The following is a 16,903-nucleotide window of genomic DNA, read 5'->3' as shown; positions in this document are numbered from 1 at the left end:
GCCCCGTCGCCTCCGTACCCTGGGCTCCATGAGCGACGACGCCTCGACCACTGCCACCGGATCGGACACCGCCACCGGCCCGGACACCGCCGCGACACCGGATGCCGCCTCCGGCGCCCAGGAGGTGCTCGCCGCCGCCCGCGCCGCCAAGGACGCGCAGCCCGCGCTCGTGCGCCTGACCCGCCAGGACAAGGACGCCCTGCTCACGGCCATGGCCGACGCCCTCGTGGCCGATGCCGCGACGATCGTCGCCGCCAACGCCGAGGACCTCGAGCGGGCCGACGCCGCCGGCATGGACCCGGCGCTGCGGGACCGTCTCGCGCTGGATGCCGACCGCGTGGCCGCGATCGCCCAGCAGCTGCGGGACGCGGCCGCCCTGCCCGACCCGGTCGGCGAGGTCGTGCGCGGGGGAGTGCTCGCCAACGGCCTCGAGCTGCGCCAGGTGCGGGTGCCCCTCGGCGTGGTCGGCATGATCTACGAGGCCCGCCCCAACGTGACCGTCGACGCCGCGGGGCTCGCCCTGAAGTCCGGCAACGCCGTGGTGCTGCGCGGCGGCTCCGCGGCCATCAGCTCCAACACCGCCCTCATCGCCTGCCTGCGCGGCGTGCTCGCGCAGCGGGGCCTGCCGGAGGACCTCGTCGTCGGCATCGACCGCTGGGGCCGTGAGGGCGCCGACGTGCTCATGCGCGCCCGCGGCCTGGTGGACGTGCTCATCCCGCGCGGCGGCGCCGGCCTCATCCGCCGCGTGGTCGAGAACTCGATCGTGCCGGTGATCGAGACGGGCACCGGCAACACGCACATCCTCATCGACGCCACCGCGGACCTGGACCAGGCCCTCGAGATCATCGCCAACGCCAAGACGCAGCGCATCGGCGTGTGCAACGCGCTGGAGACCCTGCTGGTGCACGAGGCCGCCGCCGTCGAGGCCCTGCCGCGGGTGGCCGCGCGCCTCGCGGAGTCCGGCGTCACCCTGCACGCCGATGAGCAGGCGCGCGAGATCCTCGCGCAGGCCGGGACGACGGCGAGCGTCGTGCCCGCGACCGAGGAGGACTGGGACACCGAGTACCTGTCCCTGGACCTGGCGGTGCGCGTGGTCCCCGACGTCGAGGCCGCGATCGCGCACATCCGCGCCCACTCCTCGGGGCACACCGAGTCCATCCTGACCCACGACATCGCCTCCCAGCGGGCCTTCCTCGCGGGCGTCGACTCGGCGGTGGTGATGGTCAACGCGTCCACGCGGTTCTCCGACGGCGGCGAGTTCGGCTTCGGCGCCGAGATCGGCATCTCCACCCAGAAGCTCCATGCCCGCGGGCCGATGGGCCTGCCCGAGATGACGACCACCACGTGGCATGTGATCGGGGACGGGCACGTCCGGCCGTGACGCGCCCGGCTGCGCCTGCGCCGCGCGGCCCTGTGGGATGATGGCCCCGTTCTCCGGCACGACGAAAGGCTCGTCCTCATGCTCGACCGTCTCCTGATCCTCGCCGAGGGCGGTGCCCACGCCAGCGAGGGCGTCTCGCCCTTCCTCATCGGCGGCGCGGCGTTCGCGATCCTCATGTGCCTGCTCGGCATCACCTACCTCTTCAAGGGCCTGAACCAGGTCGAGAACCGCCCGAGCCGCGACGTGGTGCGCGCGGGCGAGACCGATGCCGGGACGCACGGCGCGCACGGCTCGCAGCGTTCGCACTGACCGGATGGAGCAGACGCGGCGCCGTATCGGCGTGATGGGCGGGACGTTCGATCCCGTCCACCACGGCCACCTCGTGGCGGCGAGCGAGGCCCAGAGCGTGTTCGGCCTCGACGAGGTCGTCTTCGTGCCCACGGGACGCCCGTGGCAGAAGGAGGGGCGGGACATCTCCGACCCGGAGCACCGCTACCTCATGACGGTCATCGCCACGGCCGCGAACCCCGGCTTCTCCGTCTCGCGCGTGGACATCGACCGTCCCGGCAAGACCTACACGACCGACACCCTGCGGGACCTGCACGCGCAGCACCCGGATGCGGACCTCTTCTTCATCACCGGTGCCGACGCCCTGCAGTCGATCCTCACGTGGCTCGATTCCGACGTCCTGTTCGAGCTCGCGCACTTCATCGGCGTGACCCGTCCGGGCCATGAGCTGGACACCGAGGGCCTGCCGCCCGACGGCGTGACCCTCATCGAGGTGCCCGCGATGACCATCAGCTCCACCGACTGCCGCCGCCGCGTCGCCGAGGACAAGCCCGTCTGGTACCTCGTGCCCGACGGGGTGGTGCAGTACATCAACAAGTACGGCCTGTACACAGGAGGTGACGACGATGAAGACCAGCCCCGTACCTGAGGCGTCCGCGTCGCCCGCACCCCGTCGTCACGGACGACGGGCCCGCCAGCTGACCCCCGAGGAGGTCGCCGAGCTCGAGCGCCTGCGCGCCGAGTACGAGGCCGTCCACGGCCCGATCGACGACGCGAAGCCCGCGAGTGACGATGCGGCCGCGAGCGACGACGCGGCCCCGAGCGACGATGCAGCCGCGAGCGCTGCCGACGAGTCGCCCCAGGGCGACGGATCCGCGGAGGCCGAGGACGCAGCCGAGGACGCAGCCGAGGACGCGACGGACCCGACAGAGGACCCCGATACGGCGGCGGACCCCGCTTCGGCGGATGAGCCTGGTACCGCGGGCGAGCCCGTCACCGAGCAGATCGAGCCGGTCGAGGATTCCCCCGCTGACGGCGTCGAGGACCCTCTCGCCGATAGTGCGGAGGAGTCCGACGCGGAGGGGGCCGATGCACCCGTCGCCGACGCCTCCGACGAGCCCGCCGCGGACACAGATCCGTTTGCGGACGAGCAGTCCGAGAACGAGCAGTCCGAGACTCAGGCGGAGGAGCAGTCCGACGCCGACGACGCGCCGGAGACCGACTCGCCGAGGTCTGAGGACCCGTCCGGCGACGACGGTGCGGGGGATCCCGAGTCCGAGCCGTCGGACGAGGACCAGGTGCAGGCCGTCGACGCCGCGTCGGCGCCCGACGCCGAGGAGCCCCGCGAGCACAACCCGTGGGCCGTCCCCGCGGAGCCCGCCGTGCCGAGCCTGCGCCGCTTCGGCCGCCGCGCCCGGATCATCGAGATCGATGAGGCGCCGGCCGACGCCGCTGCGCCTGGTGCGGCTGCGACCGTGACCGCCACCGCGATCCCCACGGACTCCGACGGCGTCGAGCTCGGGGAGCTGTCCGTGGGAGATGCCCCGGCGCCCAAGCCCGCCCCGCGCTTCGAGGGCCGCGTGCTGAACCGCAGCGGCGGCTCGGGCTCCGGGAGTCCGGTCATGTGGATCGTGTGGGCGCTCGTCGCCCTCGCCGTCATCGCCCTCGTGGTCCTCCTGGCCACGGGCGTCCTCGGCGGAGGCGCCGCCTCCGCCCTCGATCTCTCCGGCGCGGGGATCTCCCTCGCCGGTCACCATCTCGTCCCGACCCTGGAGGTCCCCCTCTCGTGAGCGCCCCCGAAGAATCCATCGAGCTGGCCCGCGTCGCCGGTCAGGCCGCCGCCGACAAGCTCGCGGGCGATGTGATCGCCCTGGACGTGTCCGAGCAGCTGGTCATCACCGATATCTTCCTGGTGTGCTCCGGCACCAGTGAGCGCCAGGTCGCGGGCATCGTCGACGGCATCGAGAAGGACATGCTCGAGAAGCTGCGCCGCAAGCCGGTGCGCCGCGAGGGCGAGCGGGACGCCCGCTGGGTGCTTCTGGACTACTCCGACATCGTCATCCACGTCCAGCACGCCGAGGACCGCGCGTTCTACGCCCTCGAGCGCCTGTGGCGCGATGCACCGGTGATCGACCTGGGCCTCGACGACGGCCGCCCGGCAGAGGGCGACGCCGGCGCGTCCGCGTGAGCGCGCCCGCCGAGCCCGGGGCGTCGGCCTCCCTGCACCCGGCGGCCCGTCCGCAGGGCAGCGGTCGGCTGATCCTCGCCCGTCACGGGCAGACCGACTACAACGCGGCCGGGCGCATGCAGGGCCGCATCGACATCCCGCTGAACGCGGCGGGGCGCGAGCAGGCGCTCGCCCTGGCCCGCTCGATCGCCGCGAGCGCGGCGGTCCCCGACGTGATCGTCGCCTCCCCGCTGCAGCGCGCCGCCGAGACCGCGCGCGCCGTGGGGGAGGCCATCGGCCGGGAGGTGGCGCTCGACGAGGGTTTCGTCGAGCGGGGATTCGGCTCCTGGGAAGGGCTCACGGGCGAGGAGATCCGGGCGCAGTGGCCCGAGCAGTTCGAGGCCTGGCGGGCGCGGCACAACGTCGTCGGCATCGGCATGGAGTCCCGCGCCGAGGCATCGCTGCGCGTGGGCGCCGCCGCGCGCCGCGTGATGGCCGCGCACCCCGGTCAGACCGTCCTGATCGTCGCCCACGGGGCCGCGATCACGCTCGGGATCAGCGACCTGCTGGGCCTGGACCCCGATGCCTTCCGCGGCATCTCCGGGCTCGAGAACTGCCACCGCTCCGTGCTCGATCCGCTGCTCGCGGACCCCGAGGGGCGCCTGATGAGGTTGGTGTCACACAACCTCGCCCCGGATTTCGCATGACGGCGGGGTCGTTGTAGAGTTACCAGGTCGCCACGCGAGGAGACATCGGAAGAGCAGGTACACACCGGTCCGAGCCTCGCGCTGGAGACGCCCACGGGGCTATGGCGCAGTTGGTAGCGCGCTTCCATGGCATGGAAGAGGTCAGGGGTTCGAATCCCCTTAGCTCCACTCGAGAAACCGTGAGACAGTGACTCGTCAAGAGGCCCGCCGGAGAGATCCGGCGGGCCTCTTGCTGTCGCGGGCATGACCGGCTCCGGACGTTCGACGTCACTGGATGCGGAGGCTGGAGACGTCGTCCCCACACGCCGATGAACGACGACGGCGAGACGTCACCTGATCCACCAGGACTGAGTGGACCGCACCGAATTCTCAGCCGGCCCCCTGGGCACGGTCCCTGCTCGGAGTCGGCCTTCATCGGCGGATGACGTCCTGGACGACCTCTCCATCACGAGCCCGAGAACCTGCTGGTCGCCCGAATCGAGGCCCCGCGCTGGGTGCAGCGCTTCCCTTGCAGGCGAGGTGCTTCCCTTGCAGGCGAAGTTCTGAGCAGGGAGGATGATCGGACAGGGCCCTCGGGCGGGCCCAGGGGCCCAGCTGAGGGGACCGGAGCGGCGCGACGGGGTCGGGGGTCGGCATGCGGGCACGAGCGGTGAAGGGCGGACCGTCGGTGCTGACGCACAGCGTGGAGGTGGCTCAGCCATGACGGCGAGAAGGCGAACGGGCCGGACGCTGATCATCGTCGCCTGCCTGATGGGTCTGCTGGCCATGGTCGTGGTCGCCGGCGGCCTCCTCTATGCCCGTGGTGGCGTCAGCGGCCCGGCGGCTCGCGCTCGCGCCGATGACGAGGCTGGCTACGAGGCGCATATCGACGACGTCGAGACCGAGGAGACTGCTCGCAGAGATGCTCTCGAGCCCGTGCTCGGCGAACCGCTCGAACAGACCTGGTACGTGTCGTGCAGCGGCGTCGAACCCGGCCTCCTGATCCCGGCGATCCAGCACTGCGAGCTGTCCGTCACCACCACCTACGCCATGGCATGGGATCATCCGTCCGCCCGTCTCGATGAGGTCCTCACCGTTCTCGAGGGGACCGACATCCTGATCGAGGCAGATGACGGTCCAGACCACTGGCATCGCACGGAGGGCGCAGGCGACGTTGAGCCGCGGGCAAGGTCGCCGAGGTGGGCACGGGCGACGGCACCGTGTATGTCCGAGGGCCCGGCACGGAGGTCATCGTGGGGGATACCCCAGTCGCAGGGCCCTTCCCCGATCGGGACATGCGGCGAGAATCGATCCCCGCACGTGAACCGGGCCCCGCGGACGGTGTCGTCGAGATCCGCCGAGGCGTGCAGATCTCACGCAGCAACATCGGGTGCGTGCCGGACCTCACCCTGCACTGCCGCACCCCGTTGAAGGAGCCGTCCATGCCGGTCATCGAGGGGTTCCAGGGGTGAGCGCGAATCATTGATCTGAGGGGCTTCGGCGGTCCCCGCGAAGGAGGGGCATATCCCGCACCTCCTTTCCTGCGGCTTTCTGGAGCACATCGCCTCAGGAGGGCATGACGGGGTGAGTCTCGACCAAGAGCCCGCAGGCATCTGCTCGAGAGGCTGAGCGCCAGGGAGACGTCGACGCATCACGGAGCCGGTGGCGCTGATTCTCGGCGCCGTCGGGATTCCGAGGGCGTCATGCCCATCACCGCGGTGAAGCGTCGTGCGGCGCGGCGCGGCGTGCGGCGTCGTCGCCCGAGCGCCCGACCGTGACCCTACGACGGTGACCCGCCCGCGGCGAGGGTGCCGCGCTCATCGCGAGCGCCGGGGCGAAGGGCCCTGAGCGCGTGTATGGCCCTGAGGGTGCGTACTGCCCTGAGCGCCTGATCGACCGCGACCGAGCGATCGACCTTGGCTGCCCGAGGCACCTCGGCCCTGCCGACGGGGCGGGGAGGACCCCGTCGTCTTGAACAGATCCACCCAGGCGCCGGTCGACAGGCTCCTGGGAAGGGCCGACGGCGTGATGCCGTGGCGACGCAGCCAGGTGCGGGCCGCCTCGGGCGTGCCCAGAGAGGTGCTGCGGGCGAGGACCTGCCCGAGCCCGCGCCCCGGCCCCGTGTAGACGCGATGGACCAGCGCCTGGAACCGGGCGCGCTGCACCTCCGGCAGGAGCGGGTCCGTGCAGCGGCGGATCGTGAGGATCCCGCCGTCGACACCGGGGCTCGGGGCGAAGGCGCGCGTGGGGACGCGGCGGTCCAGCGCGAACTCGAACCAGGGCGCCCACTGGGCGGTCATCATCGTCGTCCCGCCCACGCCGGCCCGGCGCCGCGCGACCTCCCACTGCACCAGCAGCGTCGCCTCCGTCCACCCCGGCGAGTGCAGGATCTTCCGCAGCATCGCCGTGGTCCGGTGGAAGGGGAGATTGCCGACCAGCACGTGCGGCGAGTCCGGCAGACGGTGGGAGAGGAAGTCCCCGGTGAGGACGTGCACGTGCGGTGGGAGTCGCCGGGCCAGGCCTTCTGCGAGGCGCGGATCGATCTCCACGGCCGTGAGCGGTCTGCCCAGTCGGCTCAGCGGGACGGTGAGGGCGCCGTCGCCGGGGCCGATCTCGAGGATGGGGCCGGTCGACGCGGCCACGAGGCGGGTGATCGCGGCGATGGGTGCAGGATCGGTCAGGAAGTTCTGGCCGTGCTCATGACGGCCGTGACGGTAGGTGGGCACTGCTTGCTCCGTGGTCGATGCGGAGCCGGGCATGCAGGAGGAGCCGCCCGGCGGGGGACGCCAGGGGCGGGAGCAGGGACGCGGAGGTGTCGCTCGCCGCCGTCAGCGGCTGCGCAGGCGCAGCGAAGCAGTGCCGTGGAACGTGCTGCCGAGCCGGGTAGTGTCAGTCGCATGGCCCCCAGCTGCGTCGCCTCCGTCCCGATCTTCAGCGGGCTGGAACCGTCTGCTCAGGAGGCGATCGCAGAGCGCCTCGTGCATCGGGCCTTCGCGGCGGGGGAGGTCATCGCCCTGCCGGGGGATGCCCCGGCGCTGCGCGTCGTGCACAGCGGGCGGATGCGGCAGTCTCGTGCGTCCGACACCGGGGTGGAGCAGCTGCTGCGCATCCTCGCCCCGGGCGATTTCACGGGGCAGGGAGCGGTCCTCACCGGCCGCCGGGAGGCTCACACGACGACGGCGATGTCGGCGGTGACCGTCTGCCAGCTGACCGCCGCGGATCTCGCCGCCGTGCTCCGCGAGCAGCCCGGCGTCGCCCTGGGCATGCTCGTCGAGGTGTCGGAGCGTCTCACCGCGGCCGAGGAGCAGCTCGCCGCGATCACCGGGCAGTCGGTGATGTCGCGGCTGGGCCAGTACCTGGCCGCGCTCGCGGCCAGCGCCGGCTCCGACACGATCGTCCTCCCGATGACCAAGAGGGACCTCGCCTCGTTCCTGGGCACCACGCCGGAGACCCTGTCGCGGCGACTTCGCCGCCTCGAGGACGAGCGGCTCATAGAGCAGCGGCCCGGAGGCGTGATCCGGGTGCGCGCCGCCGACGCACTCGCCGCTGTGCAATGACGGGCGCCCCGGTCTCCCGGGGCGCCCGTCCACGCCGCTCAGGCGAAGGACCTGACCGCGTAGCCCAGATCCGTGATGGTGCGGGCGAGGGTGTCGGCCGCGACGGTCTCCGTGTCGTGGGCGACCTTCACGCGTGATGAGTTGAAGCCGACATCGACGCTGTGCACCCCCTCCATGCGGCCGACGGCCGACTCGATCTTGGAGATGCAGGACGGGCAGGAGAAGGGCTCGGTGCGGAAGGTGGTGGTCGTGATGGTCATGGTGCGTTCCTCTCGATTCTCGGATCGGTGGCGGCCGGTTGCGCGCGGGGTCGTGGATCAGGTCGTCATCGCGCCCTCCTTCACGGGGAGCTCCGCGGGCTCCCCGCCGTGCTCCGCGGCATCCGGTCCCCGGCGGCTCGTGGACATGTCCGCCGACTCGGTGCGGAAGCGGATGAGGCGCATCGCGTTGAGGACGACGAGCAGCACGGATCCCTCGTGGATGAGCATGCCCAGCGACATGAAGACCGCCCCGCCGAGGACCCCGAGGAGCAGTCCGATCACCGTGACCAGGGCGATCGCGGTGTTCTGCCGGACGTTCGCCACCGTCGCACGGGCCAGTCGGCGCGCATGCAGCAGTTGGTCGAAGCGGCTGCCCACGAGGACGACGTCCGCCGCGTCGATCGACGCATCGGAGCCGGTGCCCATCGCGATGCCGACGTGGGCCGAGGCGATGGCCGGCGCATCGTTGATGCCGTCGCCGATCATCGCGACCCTGCGTCCGGTCGCAGTCAGCTCCCGCACCGCGTCGACCTTCTGCTCCGGGAGGAGCTCGGCGCGGACCTCATCGATCCCGAGGGCCTCCCCGACCGCGCCGGCGGTGCGGGCGTTGTCCCCGGTGAGCATGACGACACGGTCGATCCCGAGGTGATGCACCGTGCGCAGGGACGCGGCCTCCGGGCGGACCGTGTCCGCCACCGCGATCATCCCGAGGACCGCGGCGGAGCCCCGTGGCCCGCGTGCGACGAAGAAGACCGTGGCGCCGCCGCGCTCAAGCTCAGCGGCCTGCTCGGCGAGCGCCGGCTCCAGCCCGGCCCCGAGGTCGGCGAGCAGGCGCGGGGAGCCGACGGCCACGCGCTCGCCGTCCACGAGACCGGAGATCCCCGAGCCCGCGTGCACCGTCACGTCAGCGGGCTCGGCGAGCACGAGCCCGCGAGCGGTCGCCGCCTCGACGACGGCCCGCCCCAGCGGATGCTCGGACGCCTGCTCGAGCCCGGCGGCGAGGGCGAGCATCCCGGTGTCGTCGCCGTCGACCGCACGGACGACGGTCAGCTCGGGCCTGCCGTGCGTGAGCGTTCCGGTCTTGTCGACGACCAGGGTGTCCACGGCGGCGAGCCGCTCGACCGCATCGCCGCCCTTGAGCAGGACCCCGTGCCGTGCGCCGTTGCCGATGCCCGCGACCATCGAGACGGGTGTGGAGATCACCAGGGCGCCCGGGCAGGCGATGACGAGGAACGTCAGGGCGAAGTGCAGATCGCGCGTGAGGAGGAGGACGATGACCGCGCTCACGATGATCGCCGGGGTGTACCAGGCCGCGAACCGGTCCAGGAAGCGCTGGGTGCTCGATGCGGAGTCCTGGGCGTCCTCGACGAGCTCGATGATCCGCGAGAACGTCGTATCGGCGCCGACCCGCTGCGCCCGGACCGTCAGGAAGCCGTCCGTGAGGGATGTGCCGGAGAACGCGGAGTCGCCGAGGTCCTTGCGGGCGGGGACGGGCTCGCCGGTGATCGCCGACTCGTCGACGTGCCCGCTGCCTGAGACGACATCGCCGTCGACCGGGATCTGCGAGCCTGTGCGCACGACGACATGCTCGCCCACGCCCACCTGGTCGACCGGCACCGTGACCGTGGCCCCGTCGCGCAGCACCTCGGCCGTGCGCGGCTCCATATCGATCATGTCGCGGATCGCACCGCGGGTGCGCTCGAGCGTGCGGGCCTCGAGCCACGATCCGAACACGAACAGGAAGGCGACCACGCCCGCCTCGACGAACTCCCCGATGATGAGCGCACCCGAGACGGCGATCGTCACGAGCAGATCGATCGAGAAGGCCCGATGGCGCAGCGCCGCGAGAGCCGAGCGGGCGATCGGGGCGCCGGCGATGATCGCGGCGATGACGAGCGCCCCGTCCTGGAGCGCCGACCAGGTCGGTGAGCCCGTCGTGCGCGCTGCAGCCCAGGCGCCCAGCGCGATGATGAGGAGCGTGCCGCTGACGGCGGAGATGCGGGCTCTGGTGCGCGCATGCATGAGGGTCCCCCTTCCAGGGCCGATCGGATCGAGTGCGTTCAGTGCACCAGGGGGTGGGGTCGGGCGGCCTTGTCCTGGGTCAAGTCGCGATCGGCGATGATGGCAGTGCGTCTCCGGCCGCGCATGCACGGTGCCAATCCCGCGCAGGCGGCGGTCAGTCCGCAACAGTGATTGCCTGAGGCAACCGAAACCCGTATGCTCGTCCCATGGGCGATGCACCGGCGGATGGCCTCGAAGAGCGGGTCCTGCGGGACCTGGTGCGCCTGCTCGCGCACTGGTCCGCGCCCCATGCGCAGCGCGAGATCGTCCGCGAGGTCGGCCTCGACCTGGACGACACCGCGATCCGCGCGGTGTACGCGCTCGGCCTGCGGGGCGGCGCCGCCCGCCCCAGCGAGCTCGCCGACGTGCTCCGCCTGACGCGGCCCACAGCCTCCAAGCTCCTCGGCCGCCTCGTCTCGGAGAACCTGGTCGACGTGCACGATCACCCAGAGGACGGTCGCGCCAAGCGCGTGCAGCTGACCGGGCGCGGACTGGAGGCCTACCGGCTGCTGCGCGGCGCCGGGGTCGAGCGCGTCGGGGGAGCGCTGCGGCAGTGGGATCCGGACGAGCGCGAACGGTTCGCGCAGCTGCTGGCGCGCTTCGTCCCGCAGGTGCTGGGGCAGGACGGCGAGGGGGCTGCATCCGCGCAGCGACAGGCTTCGGTCGCACCGGGCGACCGATTCGAACGGAGGACATCATGACTCGCACCTACGTCATCACCGGATCCGCATCCGGCATCGGAGCGGCCACCGCGCGCATCCTGCGCGAGCGCGGGCACCAGGTCATCGGGATCGACCTGCACGATGCCGAGATCGACGCGGACCTCTCGGTCGCCGAGGGCCGTCGCGACGCGGCTCAGAAGGCGATCGAGCTGGCCGGCGGCACGATCGACGCCGTCATCGCCTGCGCCGGGATCTCCGCGCCGATCGCGAAGACGGTGTCGATCAACTACTTCGGCGTTACCGAGCTCCTCGAGCACCTCCTGCCCGCCCTGCGCGGGAGCGCGGCGCCGCGGGCGGCTGTCGTCTCGTCGATGGCCTCGCTGCAGCCGGTCTCGGCCGAGCTGGTGCAGGCGATGCTCGACGGCGACGAGGCTGCCGCGCTGGCGATCGGCGAGACGCTCGAGCAGCAGGGGCCGCGGGTCGGCTTCCTCACCTACTCCTCCTCCAAGCGCGCGCTTTCCCGCTGGGTGCGGCGGCAGTCCATCTCCGAGGACTGGGCGGGCAGCGGGATCCCCCTGAACGCGGTCGCGCCCGGCACCGTCGTCACCCCCATGACGAAGGGCCTGCTGTCCACGCCGCAGGGCAGGAAGATGGTCGACGACGCCGTGCCGATGCCGCTGAACGGCCACCAGGACCCGGAGTCGATCGCCACGCTGCTGATCTGGCTCACGAGCGAGGAGAACACCCACGTGGCCGGGCAGACCATCTATGACGACGGCGGCGCCGACGCCTCGCTGCGCGGCGACGACATCTGGTCCTGGAACGACCGGGTCTGAGTCGCGGTCGACGGCGCGCCCTGCCTACGCTCCCGGCCCGCAGGGCGCGCCTCACACCCAGGTGACGGTCTCGCCGTCCTGGGAGAAGGCGGCGAGCATCATCGCCGAGTTGTGGCACAGCAGCACGCTCCCGTCGCCGGTCGCGGCGATGAGGCCGCCCGTGGAGCCGCGCGTGTCGCACTCGGCGGCGAACGTCGAGCTCGCCGCCTCCGCGACGCTCTGGCCCCCGTAGGCCATGCGCGCGAAGACGTCGTGCGCCACCGCGCCCTGGATGAACGCCTCGCCGTCTCCTGTGCAGGAGATGCCGACGACCCCGTCGCGGGCCCAGGTCCCGGCGCCGATGATCGGGGTGTCCCCGATGCGGCCGCGCAGCTGCTTCGAGATCCCGCCGGTCGACATGCCCGCGACGATCCGTCCCGCGCTGTCCCGGGCCACGGCGCCGACGGTGCCGTGCGTCAGTGGAGCCTCCTCGTCGGCGAGGATCCGCTCGAGCTGGCGGCGCCGCGCCTCGGTCACGAAGTAATCGGGGTCCATCAGCTCGACGCCTGCGGCCTCGACCAGCGCGTCATCCGGGCTCGCGAGCAGGACGTGCGGCGTCGCCTCCATGACGTGCCGCGCCACGCGGATCGGGCTGCGGGCCCGGTCCACGACGGCGACCGCGCCCGCCTGCCCATCGCCCGTCATGATCGAGGCGTCGAGCTCGACCGTCCCCTGCAGCGTGAGCGCGGCGCCGCGCCCGGCGTTGAACAGCGGATCGTCCTCGAGCGCTCCGACTGCGGCGCACACGGCATCGACCGCGCTGCCGCCAGCGGACAGGACATCTGCACCGGCACCGTGCGCGGCGGTCAGTCCGGCGCGGAACGCGGATGTGCGCTGCGCGGAGAGCTCGGCGATGCGACCGCCGGCACCGCCGTGGACGACGAGGGACCAGCCGGCGGCAGCCGCCGTTCCTCCGCGAGCGTCGCGTACACGAGCGTGTCCGTCCACTCGCCCTTGGACCACCAGTCCCGGCGGAAATGCGCCTCGCGCCGCATCCCGACGCGCTCTGCCAGGGCCGCCGATGCCGTGTTGCGGGCGTCCATCCGGGCGTTGATCCGGTGGAGGTCCCAGCGGGCGACGGCGAGGTCGAGCACTGCGTTCACGGCCTCCGTCGCCAGGCCCTGTCCGCCGCGGGCCGGATCGAGCACCCAGCCGATCTCCGCGGTCTGCTGCTCCCGGTCGCCGAACCACAGTGCGACATCGCCGATGACGGTGCCGTCGTGCTCGATCACCAGTGTGAGCGCACCGGCGGGGGAGTCCAGACCCGTTCGCGGGATCCTCTCGGCGACCCGGCGCTGCGCATCCGCGACGTTCCACGGCTCCTCGAGGAGGAAGCGGGCGACGTCCGCCTGCCCGTAGATCCTCTGCAGCGGGTCCGCGTCATCGCTGCGGTGGGGCCTCAGCGCCAGGCGCGCGGTGTGCAGGGGCCAGGCACCCTCGGACGGGGCGGGAGACGTGGGCATGCCGCCACGCTAGCAATGCCTGCCTCGTGCCCGGACGCCGCAGCGATAGCGTGAGGACGTGATCAGCACGGAGCAGCGGACGTCCAGGTCATGGGCACAGACCATCCTCCGGTCCCTCCACGCCCTGCTCGGCCTCGCCCTCCTCCTGGCCGCGGGTTGGACTCTGGCCACGCGCTGGGACGTGCTGTCCGCGGCGCACCCCGCCCACCTCGCGCTGATCGCCGTCGTCATCGTGATCGGCATGCTCCACCTGATCGTCAGCGGGAGTCGTCGCCCTCGGGATCGGCCGACGCGGATCGGCGCCCACCTCGCCCGGCTGCTCGGGGTGCTCCTGAGCATCGCACTGCTCGCGGCCACGATCTGGCTGCGGCCCTTCCCCGCTGACCCGGCCCCGGCGCCGGTCGCGGGCGTCGCGGTGGACGAGGGCGACGGGACCATCACCCTCGCGCCGGCGGACGGTTCCACGACCACCGGTCTCGTGTTCTGGCCCGGTGCCCGCGTGGACCTGAGCGCGTACATCCCCCTGCTCGAGCGGGTGGCCGCCGAGGGCCGCACCGTGGTGATCGTCGAGGAGCCCCTGCAGCTCCCGATGCTCGCCCCTGAGGCGCACCGGCGGATCATGGCAGACCACCCCGAGGTCACGAGCTGGGCGGTCGGCGGGCACAGCCTCGGCGGCGTCGTCGCCTCCGCGGCCGCCGAAGACGCGGACGTCGACGCCCTCGTCCTGTGGGCCTCGTACCCGGCGGGCTCGCTGGCCGACCGCGACGGACTGAGCGTCACCTCGATCAGCGGCACGCGCGACGGGCTCTCCACGCCCGAGGACATCGCCGCGAGCCGCGCCGAGCTCCCGGCGTCCGCACGGTTCATCGTCATCGACGGCGCCGTGCACGCCCATTTCGGCGACTACGGCGCCCAGCCCGGGGACGGCACCGCGTCGATCACCCGAGACGAGGCGCAGGAGCAGATCGTGCGCGCGACCGATGAGGCGCTCGACGCGGTGGGGTGACTCGCCTCCGGACCTTGGACCATCGCCGTGAACTGCGTCACACTGGAGCTGTCGCGTTGCAGGACAGGTGACCAGCGGAAACGGTGAAGGATATGACGGAGCGGCACGATGACCTCGACCTGGCGGGATCGATGCTCCTGCGGGCTCCCTCCCTCGAGATGACAGGCAAGGACGTCGCGGCGCTCCGCGAGGCCGCACCGCTGATCGCCCCCGGCACACGCATCAACGTGACCTTCCTCGGCAATGAGGACCGCCCGATGCGCGTCGGCGCCGCGAAAGCCGTCGCCGACGCAGGGTTCACGCCCGTGCCCCACGTCGCCGCTCGACGGATGGCCTCGACGGCGGAGTTCGCCGAGTTCCTCGATGCGCTGCGCAGTGAGGTCGGCTCCACGCTCCTGTTCGCGGTCGCCGGGGACCCCGCCGAGCCGATGGGGCCCTATGCGTCCTCGCTGGATCTGATCCGCTCGGGGCTGCCCGCCGAGCACGGCTTCACCGAGGTCTCGATCGCCGGATACCCGTCGGGCCATCGCCACCTGTCCGAGGCGCAGCTCTGGGAGTTCCTCGAGGCCAAGGTCGCCGCCCTGCGAGAGCAGGGACTGACCGGATCGATCCTCACGCAATTCGGCTTCGACTCCGTGCCCGTCCTCGACTGGATCCGCGAGGTCCGCGCCCGCGGGATCGACCTGCCCATCCGCATCGGGGTCCCAGGACCGGCGGGCGTCAAGCGCCTGCTTACGTACGCCTCACGGTTCGGGGTCGCGTCGTCGGCGAGCATCGCCCGCACCTACGGCTTCTCCCTCACCAACCTGCTGGGCACCGCCGGGCCCGAGAGGATGATCCGTGACCTCGACGCAGGCCTCGGCGCCGACACCGGGGATGTGGCGCTGCACTTCTACACGTTCGGCGGAGTCCTCGCGACCGCCCGCTGGATCGCCCAGCACCGTCCGGCCGAGCCCGCCTGAGCGCCCTCACCCCCTGAGCGCCCTCACCGCCGCGGCCCGACCCCTGGCATCTGGAGGATCCCGAACTCGCGGCGCAGCAGCGAGCGCGCCGCGAACCACCCGCCCATCCCGTGCACGCCCGGGCCGGGGATCGCCGCGCCCGAGCACAGGTACGCCCCGTCGGCCAGGTGCCACGGATCCCGTGCGGCGCGGGGCCGGGCGAGCATCCGGGCCATCGTCACCGTGCCCTGGGCGATGTCCCCGCCGATCAGCGAGGCATTGTGCTCGTGCATCCCGGCGGCCGGGATGCCGCGGGCCGCGACGACGAGATCCCGGGTCCCGGGAGCGGCCTCCTCGATCCGCTCGAGCACCAGCTCCACGGGGTCGAGCGGGCAGTCGAGCGGGACGTGCGCATAGGCCCAGATCGGGCGCAGGCCGTCGACCTTCCGCGAGGGATCGGCGACGACGGGGTCGCTGAGAAGGATCATCGGGCGATCGGGCAGACGCCCGCGCAGCACCGCGCGCTCGGCCGCCGCCATCTCGGTGCGCGTTCCGCCCAGATGCACCGTCCCCGCGTGAGCGACAGCGGGGTCGGCCCAGGGGATCGGCCCGGACAGGACGAGGTCGACCTTGGCGGCCGCCCCGCCGTGGCCCAGGCGCCGCAGGCCGCGCGCGGCATGCGAGGGCAGGCGGTCGGCGAGCAGGCGCAGCGCCTCGTCGGCGCTCGTGTCCAGCACCGCGGCCCGCGGGGAACCGGGCGCACCGGGGCGGGGGAGCGAGTCCACCGGATCGGACGTCGTGACGACGCCGCCGTGGGCGTGCAGGTCGGCCAGGAGCGCATCGGTGATCGCGCGGCTCCCGCCGACGGGGATCGGCCAGCCCTCCGCATGCGCCAGCGTCGCCAGCAGCAGGGCCGTCCCGCCCGCGGCGAGGGAGGGCAGCGGCGTGATCGCGTGAGCGGCGACGCCCGCCAGCAGCGCCCGTGCGGCCTCCGTCCGGAACGGGGCATCCCACGCGCGGGTGCCCTGCATCCCGATCGCGGTGCCGAGGCGCACAGCAGTGCCCAGGCCCCGCGGCGCGAGAGCCTCCGCGGGCAGCGAGCGTTTGTCCCCGAGCGCGAGGGCGGCGACGGTCCCGGCGTCCTCGGCCAGCGGGCCGAGCATCCGGCTCCACGCCCGCCCGTCGGAGCCGAGACCAGCGGCGGTGCGCTCGATGTCCCGCCAGGCGATCGCCGTCCGCCGCGCATCGACCACATGCGCATACGACGCCTCGGGCGCCCTCAGCTCCACTCCGCGCGCGGGCAGATCGACGGCGCGCAGGAACGGGCTCGCGAGCGCGAGCGGATGCACCGCGGAGCACACGTCGTGCACGATCCCGGGGACCGGGCCCGGTTCTGTTCGGGCGCCTCCGCCGGGCGTCAGCTGCGCCTCGCGGACCTGCACCGACAGGCCCGCCCGGGCGCAGACCACTGCGGCCGCAAGACCGTTCGGTCCCGAGCCGACGACGAGGACGTCAGGAGCGTCGGATGATGACTGCATTCCACGAGCGTAGGTGCA

General features: G+C 72.7%; 17 protein-coding genes, 1 tRNA gene and 1 pseudogene. 12 read left to right on the top strand and 7 right to left on the bottom strand.

The window, feature by feature from the left end:
- The first annotated feature begins 28 nt into the window (after positions 1-28).
- The 7 genes from FM110_RS09425 (at position 29) to FM110_RS09395 (ending at position 4,711) form a co-directional block, all read left to right on the top strand.
- The gene (locus tag FM110_RS09425) at positions 29-1,381 is read left to right on the top strand and encodes a glutamate-5-semialdehyde dehydrogenase (RefSeq protein ID WP_087104506.1); all 1,353 of its coding nucleotides are present in this window, start codon (positions 29-31) and stop codon (positions 1,379-1,381) included.
- A gap of 78 nt (positions 1,382-1,459) precedes the next feature.
- Positions 1,460-1,690: a hypothetical protein gene (locus tag FM110_RS13855; RefSeq protein ID WP_143276352.1), complete on the top strand. Its 231-nt coding sequence runs from the start codon at positions 1,460-1,462 to the stop codon at positions 1,688-1,690.
- A gap of 4 nt (positions 1,691-1,694) precedes the next feature.
- Positions 1,695-2,318, top strand: a complete 624-nt coding sequence (gene nadD / locus FM110_RS09415) for a nicotinate-nucleotide adenylyltransferase (RefSeq protein WP_087104505.1) — start codon at positions 1,695-1,697, stop codon at positions 2,316-2,318.
- Positions 2,296-3,459: a hypothetical protein gene (locus FM110_RS09410; protein ID WP_087104504.1), complete on the top strand. Its 1,164-nt coding sequence runs from the start codon at positions 2,296-2,298 to the stop codon at positions 3,457-3,459. Before nadD ends, FM110_RS09410 begins: the two co-directional genes overlap by 23 nt.
- Positions 3,456-3,857 carry a ribosome silencing factor gene (gene rsfS, locus FM110_RS09405; RefSeq protein WP_087104503.1) on the top strand — a complete coding sequence of 134 codons (402 nt, stop codon included), beginning with the start codon at positions 3,456-3,458 and terminating at the stop codon, positions 3,855-3,857. The genes FM110_RS09410 and rsfS overlap by 4 nt, the downstream gene beginning before the upstream one ends.
- Entirely contained in the window at positions 3,854-4,543 is a 690-nt protein-coding gene (locus tag FM110_RS09400; protein WP_234992150.1) for a histidine phosphatase family protein, read from the top strand. Before rsfS ends, FM110_RS09400 begins: the two co-directional genes overlap by 4 nt.
- Before the next feature lie 95 nt (positions 4,544-4,638).
- Positions 4,639-4,711: transfer RNA gene (locus FM110_RS09395), tRNA-Ala, on the top strand.
- Between the two features lie 525 nt (positions 4,712-5,236).
- On the opposite strand, the gene FM110_RS09390 is transcribed toward FM110_RS09395, so the two are convergent.
- Together FM110_RS09390 and erm are read right to left on the bottom strand one after the other, a co-directional pair.
- Positions 5,237-5,674, bottom strand: a complete 438-nt coding sequence (locus tag FM110_RS09390) for a hypothetical protein (protein ID WP_143276351.1) — start codon at positions 5,672-5,674, stop codon at positions 5,237-5,239.
- An 809-nt stretch (positions 5,675-6,483) separates the two neighbouring features.
- Positions 6,484-7,248 (bottom strand): annotated as a pseudogene (gene erm, locus FM110_RS09380) (23S ribosomal RNA methyltransferase Erm); the annotation flags it as partial.
- Between the two features lie 171 nt (positions 7,249-7,419).
- On the opposite strand from erm, the gene FM110_RS09375 reads away from it, so the two are divergent.
- Positions 7,420-8,079 carry a Crp/Fnr family transcriptional regulator gene (locus FM110_RS09375; protein ID WP_087104499.1) on the top strand — a complete coding sequence of 220 codons (660 nt, stop codon included), beginning with the start codon at positions 7,420-7,422 and terminating at the stop codon, positions 8,077-8,079.
- Between the two features lie 38 nt (positions 8,080-8,117).
- Here FM110_RS09375 and FM110_RS09370 read toward each other — a convergent pair whose 3' ends face one another.
- On the bottom strand, positions 8,118-8,339 hold the full coding sequence (locus FM110_RS09370; protein ID WP_087104498.1) for a heavy-metal-associated domain-containing protein: 222 nt from the start codon (positions 8,337-8,339) through the stop codon (positions 8,118-8,120).
- A 57-nt stretch (positions 8,340-8,396) separates the two neighbouring features.
- Positions 8,397-10,361 (bottom strand): heavy metal translocating P-type ATPase, encoded by a 1,965-nt coding sequence (locus FM110_RS09365; RefSeq protein WP_087104497.1) that lies wholly within the window; start codon positions 10,359-10,361, stop codon positions 8,397-8,399.
- 206 nt (positions 10,362-10,567) lie between these two features.
- On the opposite strand from FM110_RS09365, the gene FM110_RS09360 reads away from it, so the two are divergent.
- The gene (locus tag FM110_RS09360) at positions 10,568-11,101 is read left to right on the top strand and encodes a MarR family winged helix-turn-helix transcriptional regulator (protein ID WP_087104496.1); all 534 of its coding nucleotides are present in this window, start codon (positions 10,568-10,570) and stop codon (positions 11,099-11,101) included.
- On the top strand, positions 11,098-11,898 hold the full coding sequence (locus tag FM110_RS09355; protein ID WP_087104495.1) for an SDR family oxidoreductase: 801 nt from the start codon (positions 11,098-11,100) through the stop codon (positions 11,896-11,898). The genes FM110_RS09360 and FM110_RS09355 overlap by 4 nt, the downstream gene beginning before the upstream one ends.
- 51 nt (positions 11,899-11,949) lie before the next feature.
- Here the strand turns inward: FM110_RS09355 and FM110_RS09350 are convergent, their stop codons facing one another.
- Both FM110_RS09350 and FM110_RS09345 read right to left on the bottom strand, forming a co-directional pair.
- Complete coding sequence (locus FM110_RS09350) at positions 11,950-12,792, bottom strand: isoaspartyl peptidase/L-asparaginase family protein (RefSeq protein ID WP_087104540.1); 843 nt, start codon at positions 12,790-12,792, stop codon at positions 11,950-11,952.
- Positions 12,744-13,400, bottom strand: a complete 657-nt coding sequence (locus FM110_RS09345) for a GNAT family N-acetyltransferase (protein WP_087104494.1) — start codon at positions 13,398-13,400, stop codon at positions 12,744-12,746. Before FM110_RS09345 ends, FM110_RS09350 begins: the two co-directional genes overlap by 49 nt.
- 58 nt (positions 13,401-13,458) lie before the next feature.
- On the opposite strand from FM110_RS09345, the gene FM110_RS09340 reads away from it, so the two are divergent.
- Positions 13,459-14,406, top strand: coding sequence for an alpha/beta hydrolase (locus FM110_RS09340; protein WP_234992146.1), 948 nt, complete (start codon positions 13,459-13,461; stop codon positions 14,404-14,406).
- Positions 14,407-14,498: 92 nt separating this feature from the next.
- The gene (locus FM110_RS09335) at positions 14,499-15,368 is read left to right on the top strand and encodes a methylenetetrahydrofolate reductase (RefSeq protein ID WP_087104493.1); all 870 of its coding nucleotides are present in this window, start codon (positions 14,499-14,501) and stop codon (positions 15,366-15,368) included.
- A gap of 23 nt (positions 15,369-15,391) precedes the next feature.
- Here FM110_RS09335 and FM110_RS09330 read toward each other — a convergent pair whose 3' ends face one another.
- Positions 15,392-16,885 carry a phytoene desaturase family protein gene (locus tag FM110_RS09330; RefSeq protein ID WP_087104492.1) on the bottom strand — a complete coding sequence of 498 codons (1,494 nt, stop codon included), beginning with the start codon at positions 16,883-16,885 and terminating at the stop codon, positions 15,392-15,394.
- Between the last annotated feature and the right edge of the window lie 18 nt (positions 16,886-16,903).

The sequence above is a fragment of the Brachybacterium nesterenkovii genome, assembly GCF_900163655.1.
GTDB classification, from domain to species: Bacteria; Actinomycetota; Actinomycetes; order Actinomycetales; family Dermabacteraceae; genus Brachybacterium; species Brachybacterium nesterenkovii.
Note: the sequence above shows the minus strand (reverse complement) of the source record. Positions and strands in the feature narration are given on the sequence as shown.